At 59.5% G+C, this 22,833-nt stretch carries 14 protein-coding genes and 1 tRNA gene; 10 read left to right on the plus strand and 5 right to left on the minus strand.

What is annotated here, in order from left to right; translation table 11 throughout:
- The first annotated feature begins 375 nt into the window (after window positions 1-375).
- Window positions 376-4,566 (plus strand): formate dehydrogenase subunit alpha, encoded by a 4,191-nt coding sequence (fdhF, locus tag AB5Y71_RS06000; protein WP_368171199.1) that lies wholly within the window; start codon window positions 376-378, stop codon window positions 4,564-4,566.
- A 158-nt stretch (window positions 4,567-4,724) separates the two neighbouring features.
- Here the strand turns inward: fdhF and AB5Y71_RS06005 are convergent.
- Window positions 4,725-4,800, minus strand: a tRNA-Thr gene (locus tag AB5Y71_RS06005).
- A gap of 89 nt (window positions 4,801-4,889) precedes the next feature.
- A complete protein-coding gene (locus AB5Y71_RS06010; RefSeq protein WP_368171200.1) occupies window positions 4,890-5,630 on the minus strand; it encodes a phosphatase in 741 nt (246 codons plus the stop codon).
- A gap of 470 nt (window positions 5,631-6,100) precedes the next feature.
- Between AB5Y71_RS06010 and AB5Y71_RS06015 the strand changes: the two genes are divergently transcribed.
- The 5 genes from AB5Y71_RS06015 (at window position 6,101) to ruvC (ending at window position 14,073) form a co-directional block, all read left to right on the plus strand.
- Window positions 6,101-6,754 (plus strand): TetR/AcrR family transcriptional regulator, encoded by a 654-nt coding sequence (locus AB5Y71_RS06015; protein WP_005334507.1) that lies wholly within the window; start codon window positions 6,101-6,103, stop codon window positions 6,752-6,754.
- A 48-nt stretch (window positions 6,755-6,802) separates the two neighbouring features.
- On the plus strand, window positions 6,803-9,142 hold the full coding sequence (locus tag AB5Y71_RS06020; RefSeq protein WP_362786860.1) for an acyl-CoA dehydrogenase: 2,340 nt from the start codon (window positions 6,803-6,805) through the stop codon (window positions 9,140-9,142).
- 166 nt (window positions 9,143-9,308) lie between these two features.
- Window positions 9,309-12,371 carry an efflux RND transporter permease subunit gene (locus tag AB5Y71_RS06025; protein WP_236292242.1) on the plus strand — a complete coding sequence of 1,021 codons (3,063 nt, stop codon included), beginning with the start codon at window positions 9,309-9,311 and terminating at the stop codon, window positions 12,369-12,371.
- A 15-nt stretch (window positions 12,372-12,386) separates the two neighbouring features.
- The gene (locus AB5Y71_RS06030; protein WP_368171201.1) at window positions 12,387-13,436 is read left to right on the plus strand and encodes an efflux RND transporter periplasmic adaptor subunit; all 1,050 of its coding nucleotides are present in this window, start codon (window positions 12,387-12,389) and stop codon (window positions 13,434-13,436) included.
- 115 nt (window positions 13,437-13,551) lie between these two features.
- Window positions 13,552-14,073, plus strand: coding sequence for a crossover junction endodeoxyribonuclease RuvC (gene ruvC, locus AB5Y71_RS06035; RefSeq protein WP_005334512.1), 522 nt, complete (start codon window positions 13,552-13,554; stop codon window positions 14,071-14,073).
- A gap of 143 nt (window positions 14,074-14,216) precedes the next feature.
- Here the strand turns inward: ruvC and AB5Y71_RS06040 are convergent, their stop codons facing one another.
- On the minus strand, window positions 14,217-15,407 hold the full coding sequence (locus tag AB5Y71_RS06040; RefSeq protein ID WP_368171202.1) for a MalY/PatB family protein: 1,191 nt from the start codon (window positions 15,405-15,407) through the stop codon (window positions 14,217-14,219).
- Window positions 15,408-15,494: 87 nt separating this feature from the next.
- Complete coding sequence (gene malX / locus AB5Y71_RS06045) at window positions 15,495-17,066, minus strand: maltose/glucose-specific PTS transporter subunit IIBC (RefSeq protein ID WP_199427283.1); 1,572 nt, start codon at window positions 17,064-17,066, stop codon at window positions 15,495-15,497.
- A gap of 290 nt (window positions 17,067-17,356) precedes the next feature.
- Here malX and AB5Y71_RS06050 point away from each other — a divergent pair, with 290 nt between their 5' ends.
- A complete protein-coding gene (locus tag AB5Y71_RS06050; RefSeq protein WP_368171203.1) occupies window positions 17,357-18,394 on the plus strand; it encodes a Mal regulon transcriptional regulator MalI in 1,038 nt (345 codons plus the stop codon).
- 41 nt (window positions 18,395-18,435) lie between these two features.
- On the opposite strand, the gene AB5Y71_RS06055 is transcribed toward AB5Y71_RS06050, so the two are convergent.
- Window positions 18,436-19,680, minus strand: coding sequence for an NADH:flavin oxidoreductase/NADH oxidase family protein (locus AB5Y71_RS06055; RefSeq protein WP_368171204.1), 1,245 nt, complete (start codon window positions 19,678-19,680; stop codon window positions 18,436-18,438).
- Between the two features lie 220 nt (window positions 19,681-19,900).
- Here AB5Y71_RS06055 and AB5Y71_RS06060 point away from each other — a divergent pair, with 220 nt between their 5' ends.
- The 3 genes from AB5Y71_RS06060 to AB5Y71_RS06070 all read left to right on the plus strand — a co-directional run bounded on the left by AB5Y71_RS06060 (window position 19,901) and on the right by AB5Y71_RS06070 (window position 22,755).
- Window positions 19,901-20,365 carry a MerR family transcriptional regulator gene (locus AB5Y71_RS06060; RefSeq protein ID WP_368171205.1) on the plus strand — a complete coding sequence of 155 codons (465 nt, stop codon included), beginning with the start codon at window positions 19,901-19,903 and terminating at the stop codon, window positions 20,363-20,365.
- A gap of 96 nt (window positions 20,366-20,461) precedes the next feature.
- Window positions 20,462-20,725 (plus strand): hypothetical protein, encoded by a 264-nt coding sequence (locus AB5Y71_RS06065; protein ID WP_368171206.1) that lies wholly within the window; start codon window positions 20,462-20,464, stop codon window positions 20,723-20,725.
- Window positions 20,726-21,282: 557 nt separating this feature from the next.
- The gene (locus AB5Y71_RS06070) at window positions 21,283-22,755 is read left to right on the plus strand and encodes a hypothetical protein (protein WP_368171207.1); all 1,473 of its coding nucleotides are present in this window, start codon (window positions 21,283-21,285) and stop codon (window positions 22,753-22,755) included.
- Window positions 22,756-22,833 lie beyond the last annotated feature (78 nt).

Genomic DNA, 22,833 nt, shown 5'->3' on the forward strand with positions numbered 1-22,833 from the left:
CCCTTTGCTCTGCATGCACCGCATGCCTTGCGTCACCATTTATGCAAAATAAGTTGCATAAAAAATGGTGCTACTGACGGATAACACCTATCGCGAGCGAGAGCAGCCTCTCTTCTACCAGACGCATAAACTGACAATAAGACAATGAATCACCTGCTGTAACGGAATGGTTCTCAACGATGCGCCGAGCCGATGAGGTAGACAAGACAACCTGAAATCGTTTTCCCTTTTGAACAATAAGCTGTCTAAAATCAAATAAAGTTGTAAATAATCTTTGTTATGGTGAGCGTATAGCAAGCGGCCTCCCTGTCGCTTCCCCTGCTGGCTCCGCCAGATGCAGCATTTTCTGCGCCTTGAAAGCGAGTTTATGACGCCATGATCACCATCACCCTCGATGGGGCTCAGTTGACGGTTGACCCGACCAGAACCCTGCTCCAGATAGCCAAACAGCACCAGATCGACATCCCCTCCCTGTGCGGTGACAACACCAGCGGCCCCAAGACACCCTGCGACCTCTGCGTGGTCGAGATTGCCGGTCTCGGCATCCGGCGCGCCTGCGAGACGCGCCCCGAGGCAGGGATGGTGATCACGACCCAAAGCGATACCCTGCGCGCCCACCGCCAGCAGGCGCTCGGCCGCATCCTTTCGGATCACTACGCCGATTGCGAAGCCCCCTGCCAGCGCGCCTGTCCGGCCGGGGTGGACATTCAATCCTATCTGCACCATATCGCCATGGGGGATCACCAGGCGGCCATGGCCGTCATCAAGCAGACCCTGCCGATGCCCCTCTCCATCGGCCGGGTCTGCCCCGCCTTCTGTGAGGCAGAGTGCCGCCGCGCCTTGGTAGATGAGCCGCTCGCCATTCGTCAGCTCAAGCGCCATGCCGCCGATCTCGATCTGGCCGAGGTTGCCCCCTATCAACCGGCAAAGAAGCCCGCCAAGGGCAAGCGGGTTGCCATTATCGGCAGCGGCCCGGGCGGCCTGACCTGCGGTTACTATCTGGGTTACGAGGGGTTCGAGGTCGATCTGTTCGAGGCGATGCCCGAAGCGGGTGGCTGGCTGCGCTACGGTATCCCCGAATACCGGCTGCCCAAGGCGATCCTCGATCAGGAGATCGGCCTGATGTGCCAAAGTGGCATGCGGATCCACACCAGGCAGCGACTGGGCCACCAGATCACCCTCTCGGCGCTGTGCCGCGACTATGATGCGGTCTGTCTGGCCGTCGGCGCATCCAAGGCGGTGCCGATGGATTACCCGGGCAGCACCCTGGCCGGTTGTTATCTCGGGGTCGATTACCTCAAGGATCGGATGCTGGCCAAGCGGCTCACCACCGGCAAGAGGGTTGCGGTGATCGGGGGTGGTAATACCGCGATCGACTGCGCCCGCACGGCGGTGCGCCTCGGCGCCGAAACCACCCTTATCTATCGCCGCACCCGCGCCGAGATGCCTGCCGAAGCGTACGAGATCGACGAGGCGGAGCACGAAGGGGTGCGCTTCATGATGCTCACCAATCCGGTGGAGAATCTGGCCGATGAGGGTGGTCGCGTCTGTCAGGTGCGTCTCGAGAAGATGGCCCTCGGCGAGCCGGACGCCTCCGGTCGCCGCCGCCCGGAGCCCACCGGTGAGTTCTTCCTTGAAGAGTTTGATACCGTGATTGCGGCAGTGTCGCAGCAGCCGGACCTCAGCTTTATGGAAGGGGAGCCCCTCCCCCTCCCCTTCACCCGCTGGCAGACGCTGGAGTCCCACCCCGAGACCATGCACAGCGGCCACGGCAACCTGTTCGCCATCGGCGATCTGCGCCGCGGGCCCGCCACCGCCATCGAGGCGGTCGCCGATGGCCGCAAGGCGGCGCTGGCCATCGATCAGTTCCTCCACGGTGACATGATCGACCCGGTGCGGCCCTTCAACGCCTGCAAGGCTCCCACACTCAAGCAGGTCGATCCCGCCCAGTTTGCTCACCTGAAAAAAGTCGCCCGCACCATCATGCCCCATCTGGCAGAGAAGGATCGCGAGGGCAGCTTTGCCGAGGTGGAACGCGGTTTGAGTGATGCCGATGCCCGCAGCGAAGCCAGCCGCTGCCTCGAGTGCGGCTGTCAGGCCAACACCGATTGTGCACTGCGCGACTACGCCACCGAATACAAGGTCGAGCAGAGCGCTCTCGACACCAGCCAGTGCCAGAAGTTTGCAGTGGATAACAGCAGCGAATTTATCGTGTTTGATGCCAACCGCTGCATCGGCTACGGCCAGTGCGTGCAGACCTGTGGCGAACAGGCGGTACAAGGGGTGCTGCGCTTTGCCAAAAACAACGATGGCACCCTCTCGAACCGGCCGCAGTTCGACACGGGGCTCTCGATGGGCGACTCCCACTGCGTGCAGTGCGGCGCCTGTGTACAAGTCTGCCCCACCGGCGCTCTGGTGGATGCCCGCGACAAGTCGCAGGGGCGCACCGAGCTGCTCACGCCGGTCAATACTATTTGCACCTACTGCGGGGTCGGCTGCGGCGTCACCCTCTACGTCGATGAGGCGAACAACCGCATCCGCTATGTGGAGGGGAATCGCAACTCACCGGTCAATCAGGGGCTGCTCTGCGTCAAGGGACGCTTCGGCTTTGACTTTATTCAGAGCGAGGAGCGCCTCACTACCCCGCTTGTCCGTAAAAATGGCGAGCTGGTGCCCGCCAGCTGGCAGGAGGCCATCGCCCTGGTGGCCGAGCGTTTCACCGCCCTGCGCCAGCACTATGGCAGCGATGCGCTGGCGGGTTTCTCGTCAGCCAAAACCACCAACGAAGAGAACTACCTGTTCCAGAAGTTCATGCGCCGGGAGCTGGGCACCAACAACGTGGATCACTGCGCGCGGCTCTGTCACGCCTCCACCGTCACCGGGCTGGAGGCGTCACTCGGCAGCGGCGCCATGACCAACGACATCCCGAGCATTGATCACTCGGATCTCATCTTCATCATCGGCTCCGACACCTCGGCGGCCCACCCCATCATCGGCTCCCATATCAAGCGGGCCGTCACCATGAGCAAGGCGCGGCTGGTAGTGGCCGATCCCAAGCGGATCGAGATGGCGGACCATGCCAGCCTCTATCTGGCCCACCGCCCCGGCACCGACGTGATGCTGCTCAACGGCCTGATGCAGCAGATCATCCAGAACAACTGGCACGACAAGGCCTATATTGCCGATCGGGTGGAAGGGTTCGAAGCGCTGCAAGCGGAGGTGCTCTCCCCGGCCTATGCCCCGGACAAGGTCGCCCTCGTCACCGGCGTACCGGCCGAGCAGGTGATCGAGCTCGCTCGCCTTATCGGCACCGCCGAGCGCACCGCCGTCTACTACTCGATGGGGATCACCCAGCACACCACCGGCCACGACAACGTGCGCGCCATCGCCAACCTGCAACTGCTGTGCGGCAACATCGGCATTGAAGGGGGTGGCATCAACCCGCTGCGGGGCCAATCCAACGTGCAGGGCGCCTGTGACATGGGGGCGCTGCCCAACTGCCTGCCCGGCTATCAGAAGGTGGCCAACCCCGAGGTGCATGCCCGCTTCGTGGCAGCCTGGCAGCAGCCAGACTTGCCGCGCACGCCCGGCCTTACCCTCACCGAGACCATCGATGCCGCCTGCGCGGGTAGCATCAAGGGGCTCTATGTGATGGGGGAAAACCCGGTGCTGAGCGATCCGGATCAGCATCACGTCATCGAGGGGCTCAAGCAGCTGGAGTTTCTGGTGGTGCAGGATATCTTCCTCTCGGAAACCGCCCAGCTGGCCGATGTGGTGCTCCCTTCCTGCTCCTTTGCCGAGAAGAGCGGCCACTTCACCAACACCGAGCGGCGGGTGCAGCGCATCTCCCCCGCCCTCAAGGCGCCGGGTGACGCACGGGAGGATTGGTGGATCATCCAGCAGATCGCCAACGCCATGGGTGGCGACTGGCGCTATCAACACCCGCAGGAGATCACCGCAGAGATCTGCCGGGTCACCCCGCAATACGCCGGCATCCAGTGGGACAAGGTGGGAGCGCAAGGGCTACAGTGGCCTTGCAACGATGCGGCGCCCGAAGGCACTCGCCTGCTCCACGGCAAGCAGTTCACCCGTGGCAAGGGGGAGATGGTCGCCACCCCGTTCCGCTATGCCGCCGAGCTGCCCGACGAGACCTATCCCATCGTGCTCACCACCGGTCGCCTGCTGGAGCAGTTCCACACCGGCACCATGACCCGCAAGACCAAGGGGCTCGACAAGCTGGCTGGCCCACGGGTGATGATGAGCGTGGTGGATGCGCAGCGGTTGGGGATCAGCAACAGTGAGCGGGTGAAGGTCACCAGCCGCCGCGGCCATATCGAACTGCCCGCCTTCGTCACCAAGCGGATGCAACCGGGCGTAGTGTTCATCCCGTTCCACTTTGCCGAAGCACCGGCCAACCGGCTCACCATCAATGCCACCGATCCTCACGCCAAAATCCCCGAGTTCAAGGTGGCGGCGGTGCGCATCGACAAGCTGGAATCCCCGTCGCAAACTGGAGAGCTATCCATACAGAAGGAGCCAGCTAAGCCAGACATCGAGGTTGCCTGAGGGGAATAGCAAAAACTGCGTAGCCGCCTGCCGAGAGGGTTGGCCCGCTGCCCCTTCCCCTTTGGGGTTGCGATAGCAAAAGAGGGGTATGAGAAGGCGCCACCAGCCCAAAAGCACAAAGGGTTAGCTTCACCTAGAAGCTAACCCTTTGTTTTATATGGTGCCGATAAGGGGAATCGAACTCCTGACCTTCGCATTACGAATGCGCTGCTCTACCAACTGAGCTATACCGGCTTGTTGCTCTCCACATTCATAAAAAATGACCGGCAAGTCAATTGAGCCAGCTCGATTTTATGAGTTGGCTCATGGTGTTAGAGCCCGATTCACAGATCGGAAAACTCGGGGATATGGGCCCGGCCGCGGCTTTCGAGGAAATCGAGCAAGGCCCGGGGGGAGCGCACCAGGATCCGCTCCAGCGGAAAGCCCGCTTCGGTCACCAGACGGTGGCAGTGGTCAAAATCGCCAAGAGTAAATGCCACGTGGGAATCGGAGCCGAAAGTGAGATAGGCCCCCAGATCTCGCGCGGCTTCGACTATGGCACGGCAGTTGCCTTCGCTACCCGGGCGCGAGTGAATGAAAGAGGAGTTGTTGATCTCCAGCGCTACCCGATAGTCAGCGGCCGCCTTGACCACCGCCTGAATGTCGATGGGAAATGAAGGGTTGCCAGGGTGGCTGATCATGTCGACCCGGCCGCTCTTGATGGCGTTGATCATCGCCTGGGTGTGAGTGGCCTGATCGCAGGGAGGGAATACCTGCTCATGAAAGCCCGCCATGATCATGTCGAGGCGCGACTCATAGCGCTCGGGAAAATCGATCTCCCCCTCCAGGTTTTTGATGTTGGCCTCGATACCCCGCAGGATCCCTACCCCATCCACCACTCTTGGCAATATCGGCAAGTTAGCGAAATGCCAGACATGAGGGGCATCGGCCATCTCGGGGCCATGATCCGTGGTGGCGAACAGCTTGATCCCCTTGGCCCTGGCTATCGGCAGATAGTCGTGGATGGTGCTGTAGGCGTGGGTGCTGGCAATGGTGTGAGTGTGGGTATCGACCGGGTACTTCATCTTCTCTCCCCTCATATTTTGAAAGGGCAGCATAGCAAAGAGCGGCAGCGTGGGCCACGCCAGTGCTTGCCACACTTTGTCACAAAATACCGCGAAGCTGACATAGTCTGAGGGGCTCTGGCTGGCATACTGCCCCCGTCGATACATGCCTGAACTCGCATCGACAGTTTGCCGTCAGGATGACGCGAACTCACTTTCCCCACCGTCGCGCCCTGCGGCGGTTTTTTTTTTGCCTGCAAACCGCAAACCGGTAACAGACGCGCAAAAAAAGGCCCAACTAGCATGGTGCAGGTTGGGCGAGACTTAATGTTTAATTGCAGTGGCATAGATATAGAGTCCTGCTTTTTGACTAAGTTCCGCCCACTTTGCTTTTTTCATCGAAAAACATTCCGCTAACACTCATTCACATTCTCTTGACACTTCACGTTATGAAACGTACTTTTTAAACATTCGTTTAAGTGAGGTGTCCAGTGAGTAAAATCGATACCAAAAACCGTATTCTCGACGCCGCTGAAGTGCTGTTTGCCGAGCGGGGATTCGCCGATACCTCTTTGCGTCTGATCACCAGTGAAGCCGACGTCAATCTGGCGTCGGTGAACTATCACTTTGGCTCCAAGAAGGAGCTGATCCAGGCGGTGCTCGACCGCTATCTGAGCCTGTTTATGCCCGATCTAGATGCCCGCCTGCGGGTACTGATGGAGCAGGAGCAGCTGACCCTGCTGCAACTGTTTGAAAGTTTTGTCGAGCCGCTGATGAAGCTCTCGGCAGTACGGGCCAATGGCCCGGCCATCTTCATGCAGCTGCTGGGGCGCGGCTATATCGACAGCCAGGGCCACCTGCGCCGCTTTATCACCGCCCACTATGGCCCCATTTTGCAGCGGATCACCCAGGCCATCTCCAAGGCCAATCCGGCCCTGTCGCCAGCGGATCTGTTCTGGCGCCTGCACTTCACTCTGGGCACCGTCGTATTCACCATGGCCTCCGCCGATGCCCTGCGCGACATCGCCCTGGCCGACTTTGGCCAGCAGCTCGATGTGGAAGGGCTGGTGCGCAACGTTATTCCTTATCTGGCGTCCGGAGTCGGGGCGCCCGTGGAGTCGACCAGGCTCTCCCTGGCCGTGTAACAACCAACAATAAATCAACGGAAACAGTGAAATAGAAGGAACTTCGGTATGATCACATTGCTTGTCCTGCTGGTGCTGGCGATAGCCGTTGTGCTCGGCGTACCCTCCATCCGTAAAAAGGTGGTAACCCGTCCGGTGTTCGGCATCTTCAAAAAGATATTGCCGCCCTTGTCAGCTACCGAGCGGGAGGCCATGGAAGCCGGCTCCGTCTGGTGGGATGGCGAGTTGTTTCGCGGCAACCCCGACTGGAAAAAACTGCACGGCTACGGCAAGGCCGAGCTGACCGCAGAGGAGCAGGCCTTTATCGACAATCAGGTCGAAACCCTGCTCGCCATGGTTGACGACTTCAAGATCGTCAATGAAACCAAAGACCTGCCGGAACCGGTGTGGGACTATCTGAAGAAGGAAGGCTTCTTCTCCCTGATCATCCCGAAATCCTACGGCGGCCGCGAATTCTCGGCGATTGCCAACTCCACCATCGTCACCCGCATTGCCACCAAGAGCCTGAGCGTGGCGGTCACCGTCATGGTGCCAAACTCCCTCGGCCCGGGCGAGCTGCTGATGCACTATGGCACCCAGGCCCAGAAAGATTTCTGGCTACCGGGGCTGGCTAATGGCAAAGAGGTGCCCTGCTTCGCCCTGACCGGGCCGGAGGCGGGCTCCGATGCAGGTGCCATTCCTGACAAGGGGATCGTCTGCAAAGGGATGCACAAGGGTGAAGAGGTGCTGGGTATTCGCCTCAACTGGAACAAGCGCTACATCACCCTGGCGCCGCGCGCTACCGTACTGGGGCTGGCGTTCAAACTCTATGACCCGGAAAAACTGCTGGGTGACAAGGAAGAACTCGGCATCACCTGCGCCCTCATCCCCACCAGCCACCCGGGCGTGCGTGTCGGCGATCGCCACTACCCCATGGGTCTGGCGTTCCTGAACGGCCCGACCTTCGGCAAGGATGTGTTCATTCCGCTCGACTGGATCATCGGCGGCCCGGATTACGCCGGTCGCGGCTGGCGCATGCTGGTCGAATGCCTCTCCGCCGGTCGCGGCATCTCGCTGCCTGCCCTGGGCACCGCTTGCGGTCACATGGCGAGCCGCACCGTGGGTGCCTACTCCTATGTGCGCAAGCAGTTCGGCATGTCCATCGGCAAGTTTGAAGGTGTGCAAGAGGCGCTGGCCCGCATCGGTGGCCTCACCTATCAGCTGGAAGGGGCCCGTCGCATGACCGCAGGTTCGCTGGATTTGGGTCAGGCACCGGCAATCGTCACCGCGATTTCCAAGTACCACATGACCGAAATGGCGCGTCAGATCATGGATGACTCCATGGATATCCACGCCGGTCGTGCCATCCAGCTGGGCCCGAAAAACTACACCGGCTACGCCTACATGGGTATTCCGGTCGCCATCACGGTGGAAGGGGCCAACATCCTGACCCGCAACCTGATGATCTTCGGGCAAGGGGCTACCCGCTGCCACCCGTATGTCTTTGCCGAGCTGGAAGCGGCGGCTGATACCGACGTGGAGCGTGGTCTCGAGAAGTTTGACGCCCTGCTGATGAAGCACATCGCCTTCGGCGCCGGCAACTTCTTCGGTTCCCTGTTCCAGGGGCTGACCCTGGGCCAGTTCAACAGCGCGCCGGTGGCCGGTGAAACCGCCCGCTACTACAAGCAGCTCTCCCGCATGAGTAAAGGGCTGGCCCTGTGCGCCGACGTCTCCATGCTGATGCTGGGTGGCGATCTCAAGCGCAAGGAGATGATCTCCGCCCGTCTGGGTGACGTGCTGAGCCACCTCTATCTGGCCTCCGCCACCCTCAAGCACTACGAGGATCAGGGCCGCATGGTCTCCGATCTGCCGTTCGTGCAGTACGCGGTGGAGCGCAACCTCTACCTGATTGGCAAGGCGTTCGAGGGCTTCTTCCAGAACTTCCCGAACAAGGTGGTGGGTGCCGTACTCAAGCGTGTGGTGTTCCCGTTCGGCGTCGGTTACAAGATGCCGGCCGACGATCGCTGCCACGCCATCTGTCTGGCCATGATGAAGCCGGGCGAGTTCCGCGACCGTCTGACCGCCCTCTGCTACGTGGGTAAGGACGAGACGGATCCGGTCGGCCTGATGGAGCGCGCCTTCCAGGCCATGGTCGCTGTGCAGCCCTACGAGAAGAAGCTGGTGCAGGCCCAGAAAGAGGGCAAACTGCCCCGCAAACTGGCGCTGCCGGAGCTGGTTGCCGCCGCGCTGGCCGGTTCCATCCTAAGCAAGGACGAAGCGGACAAACTGCTGGCCGCCGATGCCCTGCGCTACGAAGCCATTCAGGTAGACAACTTCGCCCCGGGCGAGCTGGAAGGCTTCTCCCAGCAAGCAAACAAGCAGCCAAACAAGGTCGAGCACGCAGCCTGATCCCTTGGCAAACCAGTACCAAACCGGCCCTCGTGGCCGGTTTTTTGTTTGTTAACCATGCATTTACAAGTCGGGAGAATTCCAGTTAAATGCTTGAGTCCCTGTTGCAGGGGCTTTGGAAGCAAGGCCAGCGGAATGGCCGATAACAACAACTCAGGAAGAGTGAATGAACCTCGCCAAAACGGCGATCGAACGCCCCATCTGGGTGGCGGTCTCGATCGTGCTGATTTTCCTGCTGGGCCTGCTCAGCATCCGGGGACTGCCGATCCAGCTGTTCCCCGACATCGACCGTCCACACCTCAACATCTCGGTGAGCTGGCGTTCAGCCTCGCCCCAAGAGATGGAGTCGGAGATCACCGACCCCATCGAGCAGGAGATGCAGGGGGTTCAGGGGCTCAAGAGCCTTGTCAGCAACAGCTATCCCGGCTTTACCGAAATCGACATGGAGTTTGCCCTCGGCACCGACATGCAGCGGGCCCAACTCGACGTGATTTCGCGACTGAACCGGGTCTCGGGATTGCCGGACAAGATCGGCGGTCCCTACGTCAACAACTACAGCAGCAACGATACCCTCACCTTCTTCTTCATCCAGCAGCTGCCCGGTGCCCAAGGGGTGATCGATGATCATCAGGCGTTGATCGAGGCGCGGGTCAAACCCGAGCTGGAGCGCATCGAAGGGGTCTCGACGGTCGCAGTCGAGGGGATCAACGAGCGCCAGATCCAGATCCGCTTCGACCCCTATCGCGCCGCCGAGCTGGGGGTGGAGATCCCGGTACTGGCCAGCCGCGCCACCACCGGCTGGGACGTGTCGGCCGGTACCCTCGACATCGGTCGCTGGGAGTACAAGCTGCGCTTCGCCGGTCGTTACGATGTCGAATCGCTGGGGGACAAGGTGGTGGACTGGCGCGATGGCCTGCCCATCTATCTGCGGGATGTGGCGGAGGTAAGGGTGGCCAGGGAAGAGAACCCGGTGCTGCGGATCCAGAACGGCAATACCGCCATCGCCGCCCAGATCTTCAAGGAGAGCGGCGCCAATGCCCTGGCATCCCTTGAGGCGATCAAGGCCCGGGTGAACGAGCTCAACCGCGAGGTGCTGGAGCCGGTCGGGCTGCACATGGAGCAGTCGTTCGATGCCTCCCTCTACATCAATCGCGCCGTCAGCATGGTCACCGCCAACCTGGGGCTCGGGGTGCTGCTCTCCTGCGCCATCCTCTGGCTCTTCCTGCGCCAGCTCAAGGCGACCCTGATGATTGCCCTCGCCATCCCCATCAGCATCATGCTCACCTTCTGCCTGCTCAAGGTGATGGATCGCACCCTCAATATCATCTCGCTGGCGGGCATCGCCTTTGCCGTCGGCATGGTGCTCGATGCCGCCATCGTGGTGCTGGAGAGTATCTACCGGCGCCACGAGCGGGGGGATTTGAGCAAGGCGGAGGCAGCGCTCGAAGGTACCCGTCAGGTGTGGACGGCGCTGGTCGCCTCCACCCTCACCACGGTCGCCATCTTCCTGCCGGTGCTGCTGCTCAACGATGTGGAGGGTCAGCTGTTTGCCGATCTGGCGCTCACCATCGCCTGCGCCGTGACGGTCTCCATGCTGGTCGCCGTCATCGTGCTGCCCGCGGTGGCGGCGCGCTGGATGGGGCGTGAAACGCTGACCGATCCCTATGAGCCGCTGTGGCAGCGCACCACTCGTCATGTGATCCGCTGGACCTCGACCTCACGCCAGCGCTGGACAGTCATCACCCTGATGATGAGCCTACCGGCACTGGCCACCTGGGCGCTGCTGCCCAAGATGGACTATCTGCCGGACGTGAAACGGGACGCGGTGGATGTCTGGATGAACTTCACCCCCGGGGTCAACCTCAAGGCCCAGCGCGAAGAGGTGATCGATACCCTGATCGCCCGCCTCGCCCCCTACATGAAGGGAGAGAAAGAGCCTGCCCTCAAGAACTACTACATCTTGCGCTACCCGGGGGGCGCCCAGATTGGCGTGCGCCCCAAGGACGAGACCCGCATCAAGGAGCTGGAGAGCCTGTTGATGAAGCAGCTGCTGGTGGGTATTCCCGACACCCGGGTGTTCGGCGGTCAGGGGTCGCTGTTTGGCGGCTTTAACAGCGAGAACGGCGTCTCCCTGCTGCTGCAGGGAGGCAACCTGCCCGAGCTCTATCAGGCGGCCCGTGCCAGCATGGGGCTCCTCAGCAAGGACTTGCCGGGAGCACAGATCCGGCCCGAGCCGAGTCTCGACTTCACCGCCCCCGAGCTCAAACTGGTACCGCAAGATCGGCGTCTCGCCGAAGTGGGTTGGGATCGCACGCCCCTGCCCACCATCATCCAGACCTTTGGCGACGGCTTGCGGGTTGGCGAGTATTTCGACGGCGAGGATCGGCTCGACATCATGCTGATGGGGCAGAGCTCCGCCAATCCGGACGAACTGAAGGCAGTGCCGCTGGCCACCCCCTCCGGGCGCATCGTTCCCCTTGGCGAGCTGCTGCGGGTGGAGCACGACATGGGCCCGGCCAGTATCTTCCGGGCCGATGGGCGGCGCAGCATCATCCTGCAGATAGCGCCCCCGGCAGGCATGACCATGGAGCAGGTGATCGACACCCTGAAAAACCGCAGTTTTTCCGCCATCCGCCCCCTGCTGCCCGCTGGTGGCGAGCTGCGCATTGCCGGCAATGCCGACAGCCTGCAACAGGCGCTCGACAATCTGGGGACCATCTTCCTGTTTGCCGTGGTGATCCTGCTGGTGCTGCTGTGGGGAGTATTTGCCTCCATCAAGGATGCCCTGCTGGTACTGCTCACCCTGCCCCTTGCCTCGGTTGGCGGCGTGCTGGCGCTGCAACTGAGCGGGCTGCTGGTGCCGCTGCCGATGGATTTGCTCACCATCATCGGCTTTGTCATCCTGCTGGGACTGGTGGTCAACAACGCCATCCTGCTGGTGCATCAGACCCGCACGGCGGAGCGAGACGGCATGAGCCGCCAGCTGGCGGTGGCCGATGCCCTGCAAAGCCGGATGCGTCCCATCGCCATGACCAGTCTCACCAGCATCTTCGGCATGCTGCCGTTGATGCTGAGCCCGAGCGAAGGGAGCGAAATTTACCGCGGGCTCGCCACCGTCATTGTCGGCGGCATGAGCTGCAGCACCCTGTTTACCCTGATCCTGTTGCCTGCTTTCCTGCGTCTCGGGGAGCAGGTGGCGATCCCACAACCCCTGCGCCAGCGGGCCTGAGCAAGGAGCTCATCGATGACACATATGATTACCCGAATGTTGGCTGGCGCTGTGCTGATTGCAGGCAGTGCGCTACCGGTATTGGCCGATCAGGGCAAGATGGTGACCTTGGCGGATGTGACCCAAGGGGATGCGGCCGCCAATATCTGGGTCAGCGGCACGGTGGCGAGCCGTCAGCAGGCGGCGCTCAGTGCCGAAGTGAGCGGCCGGGTGGAGTGGGTCGCCGAATTTGGCAGCCGGGTCAAAAAAGGGGACGAGCTGCTGCGCCTCGACAGCGCAGCGCTGCGCCTCTCGCTGGAGCAGGCTCGCGCCGAGCAGGCGAAATGGCAGAGCAACTTGCGCTTCGCTCGCGCCGAATCCCAGCGGATCACCCGGCTGCACCAGCAAAAGAGCGCCTCCCAGAGCCAGTACGACAAGGCCAGTTATGATGTGGAGCAGGCCGCGCTGGCCGAGCGACTGGCCGCCATACAGGTGAACCAGATTGAAGAACAGCTGCGCCGCAGCCACATCTATGCTCCGTTCGACGGGGTGGTTAACAACCACTTCATCCAGCCCGGCGAGCATGTGGACGCGGGCGAGCAGGCGCTGGAGCTGGTCAACCCGGATCAGCCGGATATCCGCCTGCAAGCCCCCATTCTCTGGGCCCAGCAGCTGGCACCGCAAACCCGGCTGCGGGTGGAGGGGGAGCAGCTGAGCGTTCACGGCGTCTATTACCAGCGAGCCGCCAGCGCCGATCCCAAGTCGCGCCTCATCGAGCTGCGCCTCAAACCGGAAGCGGGCACCTTCATCATCGGCTCGCCGGTACGGGTTGCCCTGCCACTGGGGGATCAGCAGAGCATGCTGCTGCCCCGGGATGCTCTGGTGCTCGGCACCGATGGCAGCGTGGTCTATCAGGTGGCGCGAAGCGGCAAGGCGCTCAAAGTGAATCGGGTGCCGGTCACCGTGCTGTTTGGCGACAGCCAGCAAGTGGCAGTGAGCGGCGCCCTCAAGCAGGGGGATCGGGTGGTGGTGCGCGGCGCGGGCAGCCTGCAGGATGGCGACACCATAGCGCTGTTCAAGGGCTAACCACGCCCGACGCCGGCTGGCCAATCTTTACCCGCTTGACCCGGGACATACAGCCAAACGGGCCACAGTTTGCTATCTTGGCGGCCATCACTCGCGTTTAGAGCAATCAACACCCATGAGCATTATTTTGGGCATCGATCCGGGTTCGCGGATCACCGGATACGGGGTTATCCGGGTCGTGGGCGGCAAGGCCGAATACTTGGGCTCTGGCTGCATCCGCACCGATTGCGGCGAGCTGCCGGAGCGCCTCAAGCAGGTTTATGACGGGGTATGCGAGATCATCACCCAGTTCAAACCCACCGAGTTTGCTATCGAGCGGGTCTTTATGGCCCGCAACGCCGACTCGGCCCTGAAACTGGGGCAGGCCCGGGGCAGCGCCATCGTCGCCGCGGTCAACGCCTATCTGCCGGTGAGCGAATACTCCGCCACCCAGATCAAGCAGGCGGTAGTCGGCACCGGCGGTGCCGCCAAGGAGCAGGTGCAGCATATGGTGACCCATCTGCTGAAACTCTCCGCCACCCCGCAGGCGGATGCAGCAGATGCCCTCGGCGTCGCGCTCTGCCACCTGCACACCCGCCAGAGCCTGATCAAGATGGCCGGTCGCGCCAGCAGCTCGGTACGTGGCCGCTATCGCTGAGCCCTTATGTCGCCCACGACTCATCTCGGTATCGCTAAATAAAAAAACCGCCCCGGATCTCCGGGGTGGTTTTTTATATTTCCCCACATAACGGTGCCATCACTGATGGCACCGTTATGTTTTTCACGTTGAATGGATTTGCTCTACCCCACCTCCCCCAGCGCGCCGATCAGAGCGTCGAGTCCTTGATCGACCTTTGAACGCGGGCAGCCGACGTTGAGGCGGATATAGCCTGTGCCTTCGGGGCCGTAGGTGTCGCCACGCATGATGGCGACCCGGTATTTCTCCACCAGCAAGGTTTGCAGCGCATCCATCCGTTCGGTGGAGTCGATGCCAAGGCCGCTCAGGTCAATCCAGGCGAGATAGGTTCCCTCGGGCACCCGATAGTCGATGGCGGGGAAAGCCGCGTTGAGCCGCGCCGCCACATGGGTGAGGTTGCCGTGCAGGTAGGCTTTCAGGGCATCGAGCCAGGCAGCCCCGTCCCGATAGGCGCTGATATGGGCTAGCACCCCGAGAATGGGCGGCGATGAGAGGCCATGGGCCGCCTTGAGCCGCTGCAGATAGGCGGCGCGCGCCGCTGCGTTGGCGATAAAGGCGTAGGCGCCGCCAAGGGCGGGAATATTGAAGGATTTCGAGCCCGAGCTCACCAGCGCCCAACCATCGTCCGGCGCCACCTCGCTCCACGGCAGGTAGCGGGCAAAGCTCACATCCATATGGATGTCGTCCGAGATGACCTTGACCCCGTGGTGCTGGCAGATGGCGGCCATCCGGCCGAGTTCATCCCGCGTCCAGACCCGGCCAGTGGGGTTGTGGGGGCTGCAGAGCAGCAAAATCCGGCAATCGGGGCGGGCAGCCTGTTGCTCGAAGCAGGCCCAGTCGATCTGGTAGCTCCCCTCTGTTTTTTTGAGCGGGCAAGGCAGCAGCACCCGATCGTTGGCAACCAGCATATTGCCGAAGGCATCGTAGGCGGGGGTATGCACCAGCACACCTTCACCCGGCGCCGACCAGAGGTTCACCAGCTGGGCAATCACATAGATGACCGAGGGGCCGTAGACCAGCGTCTCGGGGTCGAGGCTCGCCCCGTAACGGTGGGCAAACCAGTCGCTCACCGCCCCCTTGAAGTCGTCGTGATTCCAGCGGCTGTAGCCAAATACCCCGTGCTCAAGACGGGCTGCTAACGTCTGGCGAATGCAGGGGGCGGTCTCGAAATCCATGTCGGAGATGGTAAAGGGGAGCAGATCGGCATGGCCAAAACGGTCGGCTACATAGTCCCACTGGGTGCAGTAGGTGCCGTGGCGGTCGACCACACGGTCGAAGTAATAAATATCGTGCATGAAGTTTCTCCCTCCATAAACAGGAGACATATTGGGAGAGGCAAACAAGGGGGGCTTGCGCCCCCCGTTCGGATCTTATTAGCCGGTTCAGGCCCCCATCAGGCTCTGCAGCTGGTTTTTCACCAGATGAACCTGCGGGCCGATCACCACCTGCAGGTTGTGCTCATCGAGCTTGATCACCCCGATGGCGCCGTTTGCCTTTAATACCTTGTCATCGACCCGGCTCATGTCCTGCACCGACATCCGCAGGCGGGTGATGCAGTTATCGAGCGCGAGAATGTTATCGGCCCCGCCCAAGGCGTTAAGGATGATTTCACCGTTGTAACCGCTGTTGCCGGCCTTCTTGCCTGCGGGCTGGGCAGTCTCGCTGGTCTCGATTTCACGACCGGGGGTTTTCAGGTTAAAGCGCACGATGGCGAAACGGAACACGCTGTAGTAGATGGCAAACCAGATAGCGGCCGCGACCGGCACCAGATACCACTTGGTGGCGGTGCCCTGCAGCACGCCGAACACCAGAAAATCGATGAGGTTGCCGTCAGTGTTGCCGATGGTGACGCCGAGCAGCCCCATGGTCATAAAGCCCAGACCGGTCAGGATGGCGTGAATGACGTAGAGCACCGGTGCCACGAACAGGAACAGGAACTCGAGCGGCTCGGTGATCCCACCGATGACGCAGGCCACCACGCCGGAGACCAGCAGCGCCTTGATCTTGCCGCGATTTTCCGGACGGGCGCAGTGATACATGGCGAGCGCCGCACCCGGCAGGCCGCCGAGGAAGGCAGGCATCTTGCCCTGAGAAAGGAAGGAGGTAGCAGAAACAGAGAAGCCGGTGGTGTCGGCGCAGGAGAGCTCGGCGTAGAAGATATTGAGGGCGCCGCTCACCTCGTGACCGCATACCAGCTGGGTGCCGCCCGCTTCGGTAAAGCGAATGAGCGCCACCAGAATATGGTGCAGGCCGAGCGGCAGCAGCAGACGCTCACCGGTACCGAACAGGAAGGGGCCGAAGGGACCGGCGTGGGAGATGAGCGCCCCGATGCCGTTGATGCCGGCAGCAAACCAGGGCCAGGCGAACGGCACGACCAGACCGACTACACCCAGCACCAATACAGTGATGATGGGCACGAAGCGGGCACCGCCGAAGAAGGCGAGCGCATCGGGCATCTTGTAGGTGTAGAAACGGGCGTGCAGTTTGGCGACGATCACCCCGACGATGATGGCCCCCAGAATACCGGTGTCAATGGAGCTGATGCCGAGGATCGATTTCACCCCGTAGGCCTTTTCGGCCGCCGCGTCACCGATGACGTTGGCCACGGTGAGGTAGAAGTTGATGGAGAGGTTGAGCGCCGCATAGCCGACGAAACCGGCAAAGGCCGCGACCCCCTTCTCTTCTCGCGCTAGTCCGAGCGGAATGGCCACCGCAAACATCACCGGCAGGTAGATAAAGGCCACCAGCCCCACCTTGGTCATCCAGAGGAACAGCAGTTGCAGCACGGTATTGTCGAGGAAGGGCATGCTCTGCTTGACCGCATCGCTGGTGAGCGAGCTGCCGACACCGAGCAGGATGCCCGAGAAGGCCAGCAGGGCGACCGGCAACATAAAGGTCTTGCCGAGGCTCTGCAGGAACTCCCAGATGGTGGATTTGGCTTGAGGCTTGGCCATGAAACGGCTCCTTGTGAATAGACAGCAATATCTGCGGCTGCCCTCCCCCGCTCGAGGCAATCTCGAAGCAATCTCTAAACAAAGGCGCGGGTCAGCATCAGGTTTTGCCGGATGATAAAACGTTTTATCAACTTACAAGTGCCGACAGGATCACAGAATAAGGGGGCAGGCTGGCAGAAGGATCCAAATCTGTGAGCCGGATCAGCCCAATGGTGATGTAACGTTTCACTTGGCAACCCAAGCAGGTATGCTGGGGCCTCGCTCTCAACATGCCATCGTCCGTTCACCCTATGTCGCCCAAATCCCTCTCTGCCAAAGCCACCAAGATCACTGATGTCGCCCAGCGGGCGGGTGTGTCGGTCACCACCGTCTCCATGGTGCTCAACGGCAAGGGGCGCATCTCCCCGGCCACCGCCGAGCGGGTGCAGCAGGCGATAAAAGAGCTCGACTACGTGCCCAACAGCGCCGCCGCCAACCTGCGCAGCCAGCAGTCCAATCTGGTGGGGCTGATCCTGCGCGACATCACCGACCCCTTCTATACCGAGGTGACCGCCGGGGTGAGCGAGGTGCTGGAGCAGCAGGGCTATCTGCTGTTTCTGACCCAGTGCGGCCACAGCCCGGAGCGGCTGCAGCAGAGCATCCACTCCCTGTCACGGCAGGGGGTGGCGGGCATCATTTTCAATCCGGTGCGCGGCGCGGCGGCCAAGACGCTGGAGACCCTGCTCGATTCCGAACTGCCGGTGGTGTGCGCCGCCCGTTCCTACTATCGGGATGACGTGGATTTTATCGGCCCCGACAACACCCACGCCGCCAAGCAGGCCACCACCTACCTTATCGAGCAGGGCCACCGCCATATCGCCTACGTCGGCGGACGGGCCGACTCCCTCACCCGCGCCGAGCGGATCGGTGGCTACTGCGCCAGCCTGCTGCAATATGGCCTGCCCTTCAAACCGGAGTGGGTACTGGAGTGCGAGCGCACCCAGCGCAGCGCTGCCGACACCATCACCCAGCTGCTGCACCAGCACCCCAAGGTGACCGCCGTGCTCTGCCACTACCCCGAGGTGGCACTCGGCGCCATCTATGGCGTCGAGGCGAGCGGCCGCACCGTGGGCAAGGACAACTACATAGGCCAGCAGGTAGCCCTGCTCGGTTTTGACGATGTGGCGGAGGCCGAACTCACCTCCCCCGCCCTCACCTTCGTCAGTTCACCGGCCCGCGAAATCGGCCGTCAGGCGGCAAAGCGACTGCTGACCCGGATGCAGCAACCCGATCTCGCCCCCAACCGCCATATCATCACCCCCAGCCTACAAAAGCGGGAGTCGGCCTGAGCTGGCCAGGCTGGCTCGCCCGCCTGCGAACCACCCTCTCTTCACTTTTCCTGCGCCTTGATCCAGCGCCGATAGCGGGCGTTGCCAAGCAGGGTTTGCCACTGTTGGCAAGCCAGCGCCAGCGATGGCGCAACCTTGGGGTGGCTCGGCTGACCTCGGCCCAGCCGTCGCAGCTGGTATTTCACCATCGCCATATAACCTACCGAAGCCAGCACCTTGCTGCGCCAGGGGATGGGTCTGAGCTCGGCGCTTGCCGCCTGCTCACGGCGCCATCTGGCAGGCAGATCTGGGGCGATGGCAAGCGCGGTGGCCATGCCGACGACCGCAACTCCGCTACCGAGCACTTGTTCCACCACCGGATAACGGCGGATCCCCCCGGTCACCATCACGGGCATATGAGCGGCACTCACTATCTCTTCGGCAAACGTCAGAAAATAGGCTTCCCGCGCCAGGGTGCGGCCATCGCGGGCCTGACCGTGCATGGCGGGCGCCTCGTAACTGCCACCGGAGAGCTCCACCAGATCTACCCCGAGCGGGTTGAGCATGTCGACCACAGCTCTGGCATCTTCGGTACTGAAGCCGCCACGCTGAAAGTCGGCGGAGTTGAGTTTGACCGACAGCGAGAAGCGCTCCCCCACCTGCTCACGGATCCCCTGCACTATCTCCAGCAGCAAGCGGGCACGATTCTCAAGGCTGCCGCCCCAACGATCGTGGCGCTGGTTGGTGAGCGGTGAGAGGAACTGGCTCAGCAGATAACCGTGCGCAGCGTGGAGCTGAACTCCGTCAAAGCCGAGACGCTGTGCCGACAGCGCCGTATTGATAAAGCGTGCTTTCACCTCGGCAATATCGGCCTCGCTCATGGCCCTGGGCGGAGAGAACTGTTTGGAGAAACTGCCGAGCGCCATGGGCACGGCGGAAGGTGCCAGGGTAGGTTGCCCCAGCGCCGCCGGCATCTGGCGACCGGGGTGGTTGATCTGCATCCAGATCTGGGCGCCCCCGCTTTTGGCCGCTTCGGCCCAGGCCCTGAAACGCCCGGCCAGCTGTGGGGATAGCGCCGGGGTGTCGAGCACCACGCCCCCCGCTCCCGTCATGGCGTGCCCATCCACCATCACATTGCCAGTGATGATAAGGCCAGCGCCACCCTCAGCCCAGGTACGATAAAGGCGGATCAGCGCCTCGGAGGGGGCATGATCACGGTCAGCCATGTTCTCTTCCATGGCGGCCTTGGCGAGACGGTTGATAAGCTGGCTGCCATTGGGCAGGGTCAGGGGAGTAAATGGGTTCATGGCGATCTCCTCGGTAGTGAGGGCCCCACCATAAGTTTGAAGCTGACTTGAAGGTCAAGCCCTTTGTCGAGATGCCGCTACGACCAAGGAAAGGCTATCCACCCACCCCTTGCTTGCTCAGGGCCGTTGACATTCAAGCGGGCTTTAACCCTAGAATCTCCCGGCACCCGCCCCTCAGCCTTAGCGTCAGGGGCCATCAACCCGCAGCCCAGGAGGCAAGATGAAGATCGGTGAACTGGCCAAACAGACCGGCATGGCGGCCTCGGCTATCCGCTTTTACGAAGCCAGGGGCCTGCTCAACAAGGTGCAACGGGGGGCCAACGGCTATCGCGACTACCCGCCCGAGACGGTGCCGTTGCTGACCATCATCAGCCAGGCACAACAGGCAGGCTTCTCCCTCGACGAGATCAAGCAGCTGGTACCGGCGGATATCAGCACCTGGCAACACGCACCGCTGCTGGCGGCCCTCAAGGCCAAGGTGAGCGACATAGAGGCGCTGGAGGCGAGGCTTGCCCACAGCAAGCAGCAGTTGCAGACCCTGATCCGGCTGGTGGAGTCCAAACCCGACGAGATGCCCTGTGAAGAGAACGCCGCCCGGGTATTGGCCAGCATGGGCATCCCCTCTCACAAGCACGTCGCAAAGGCTGCCACCACGGCCAAGTCTGCGTCACGCCACAAAAGGTGATCCTGTTCACAACCGGCGCACACCCTCGACCAGAAAGATTGAGAGCCAAGTGGAGATGAATATGATGGGTGCCTCCCTCTCTTCACGAGCCTTTTTATGACCAACCCGCACGACCAGAATCCGCCGACTGAAATCCACCGCTGTGACAAATGCGGCGAGCGTACACGCCATATCGTGGTGCTAGTCGCCCGCGATCACAGCCAGGACATCATGCCCAAGGATCCGCGCAAAGCCTTCTGGCAAGCCTTTACTTCCAGCAGCATCACCAACTGGGCGTTTGGTGAAACACTGGCCTACCAGACCACCCATGTAAAACATCTAATTTGTGAGCTGTGCGGGGAGAAGTTTCTGGAGTATTGAGTGGCGGTAGTACCCGGCAAGAGGTGAGGCTCTGCCTGCGGTTGCTGTACCAAGCGGATAGATAGCACCCATTAAGTGAGTAATTTATTGATCTTTTGCAGGTTTTTGCCCGACGGCGGTTTTACCCTGCCCCTCTCTCGATTAATATGCCCCACTTGGCAACCACTCTTGCAGAGACAACCCTGTGCAGCCGTTTCGCCATCCACCACATCGCCGGATAACCGCAGCAGGCTGGAGGCTGTAATCCACGGGCGGTAGCGTGGGTTTTGTAGGTTGGCGCAGAGCGAAGCCCCACAAGCGAGATATTTAAAAACATCGCGAACGTCCGATTATGTTGCGCTAATCGAACCTACGGGCTTTCTCGTGTAGTTAGTCCGTTACGCCTTCGGCTCCACTCCCATTTTCAAGCCCTGTAATAGTAGTTTCAAGTCTACTGTAAACCTTATAAAAACTATATTGCTAAAATTCCTGAATAACATTCCAGCACTTAAAACCTATATAAAAATATATCTAAAGACTATATTTTTATATTTCATATTAAAAATAGGAGATGGTTAGTGGGTAGCTATACCAATTTCATGACAGCTGTCATATGCGGAATGATCAAGATCGCGCCTGTGTTTTTTAGCAAAAAAATGAATCTTGCCAGCAAGTTCTACTACGAAACAAAAGAATATCACGCACATAATAAAGAACGTAAAACAAACAACATAATCACTCATTACAGTCTACTAAACCCACAACTAAAATGGAAAGCAAAAGCCATCAGTAGCTTTTGTTCCATCACTCAAGATAACGCAATAAAATTAAAATATTGGAAAGTTAAAAACAATTACTTAGATGACTCCTACGCCAAGAACTCCATGCTTAACAATAGTTTTTTAAATGTAGGTTTTTTTAAAATCGGAAGCACATCAAAAAGATATCATGTTGATGGATATATTCATCATCAAAGTGATTACATAGAAGCTTGCTCGATACAAATAATTCATATAGATGGAGGCTTAGCCTTTTTGGCTCTGTACTGGATATTATCCGACAAAGCTACAGAATTATTAAAAGACATTAATGTGACAGATATTGAACCCGAGCAGATACAATATTTAAGCTGTAACCCATTTAGCGCACAATTCGTAGCTTCAACCGTATCAGATCGATTCAGCTTATCTGAAGAACGTTTATCATCAAGACTTGAATTTTTACATAAAGAAACGCAATTGGCAGAAAGCAAGTTGTACAAGTTTTTTGGTATAAGTCAAACCGAAGTACCTGTATATACAATGGATATCCATATAGATGATATAAATCCATACTTTATTGAAAAAGCACCACCTCCAAAAGAAATAGATAATGATAACTGTGACACACACTTTATTAAGAGTTTCGATAGCTTTAACTTATCATTTAAAAGTGATGATTTAAAAAGATGCTTATTCTCCCTTCGTTATTTTAGGCCAAGATCAATCCCTCCTAAAATATCTCATCTATATATTGCATCCCAAACATCTGAAGAAATAGATGAACATCGACTTAATGACTTCTCAGTTCGTTTTTTTTCACCAATAAACTCGCACCACATCTATCAATTCTTCCATATTTGTGATGCCAGATTTAAACGTCTTGATCAAAACTATTGCCAGTCAATTATAGACACCTATAATCAAAGCCCTGATAAAAGTTACAATCACATTTATGACTCATACGTGGAACTATTGAAGATAGAGGAGTTACTTACTGCTTTAATCGCGTCAAAACTTGATTTCATGCATTACCAAGTGGATGATACATTGAACTATGAACAGTTTTTTAAAAAGGCTGATTCATATTTGAACAATGTTCGTAAAATAAAGGCGAATCTAGAATTAAAAAAACAAGCTTCCAATGAAAAAGTTCAATCTGCAAACTTATCATATCAAAATAGAATGTCGTGGTTTGTCGCCATTCTAGCAATCATACAAATATGGCAAACTGTTACCTTTCAACAAATTTCAAACTTCATCAATTGGATTTTATCGTTTGAAATTTCTTAGTTATAAACGAAAAATGAAATGATTACATTAACCCGTAGGACATTCGCGTCATCACCTCTACTTTCCAGCCTCCAGATA

It is taken from the genome of Aeromonas sp. R9-2, from assembly GCF_040908025.1.
In the GTDB taxonomy this organism is placed as follows: Bacteria; Pseudomonadota; Gammaproteobacteria; order Enterobacterales; family Aeromonadaceae; genus Aeromonas; species Aeromonas veronii.

Coding starts and splice junctions, on each gene's coding strand:
- fdhF (WP_368171199.1), top strand. CDS start 376: ATGATCACCATCACCCTCGATGGGGCTCAGTTGACGGTTGACCCGACC.
- AB5Y71_RS06010 (WP_368171200.1), bottom strand. CDS start 5,630: ATGAAGTACCCGGTCGATACCCACACTCACACCATTGCCAGCACCCAC.
- AB5Y71_RS06020 (WP_362786860.1), top strand. CDS start 6,803: ATGATCACATTGCTTGTCCTGCTGGTGCTGGCGATAGCCGTTGTGCTC.
- AB5Y71_RS06025 (WP_236292242.1), top strand. CDS start 9,309: ATGAACCTCGCCAAAACGGCGATCGAACGCCCCATCTGGGTGGCGGTC.
- AB5Y71_RS06030 (WP_368171201.1), top strand. CDS start 12,387: ATGACACATATGATTACCCGAATGTTGGCTGGCGCTGTGCTGATTGCA.
- ruvC (WP_005334512.1), top strand. CDS start 13,552: ATGAGCATTATTTTGGGCATCGATCCGGGTTCGCGGATCACCGGATAC.
- AB5Y71_RS06040 (WP_368171202.1), bottom strand. CDS start 15,407: ATGCACGATATTTATTACTTCGACCGTGTGGTCGACCGCCACGGCACC.
- malX (WP_199427283.1), bottom strand. CDS start 17,066: ATGGCCAAGCCTCAAGCCAAATCCACCATCTGGGAGTTCCTGCAGAGC.
- AB5Y71_RS06050 (WP_368171203.1), top strand. CDS start 17,357: ATGTCGCCCAAATCCCTCTCTGCCAAAGCCACCAAGATCACTGATGTC.
- AB5Y71_RS06055 (WP_368171204.1), bottom strand. CDS start 19,680: ATGAACCCATTTACTCCCCTGACCCTGCCCAATGGCAGCCAGCTTATC.
- AB5Y71_RS06060 (WP_368171205.1), top strand. CDS start 19,901: ATGAAGATCGGTGAACTGGCCAAACAGACCGGCATGGCGGCCTCGGCT.
- AB5Y71_RS06065 (WP_368171206.1), top strand. CDS start 20,462: ATGACCAACCCGCACGACCAGAATCCGCCGACTGAAATCCACCGCTGT.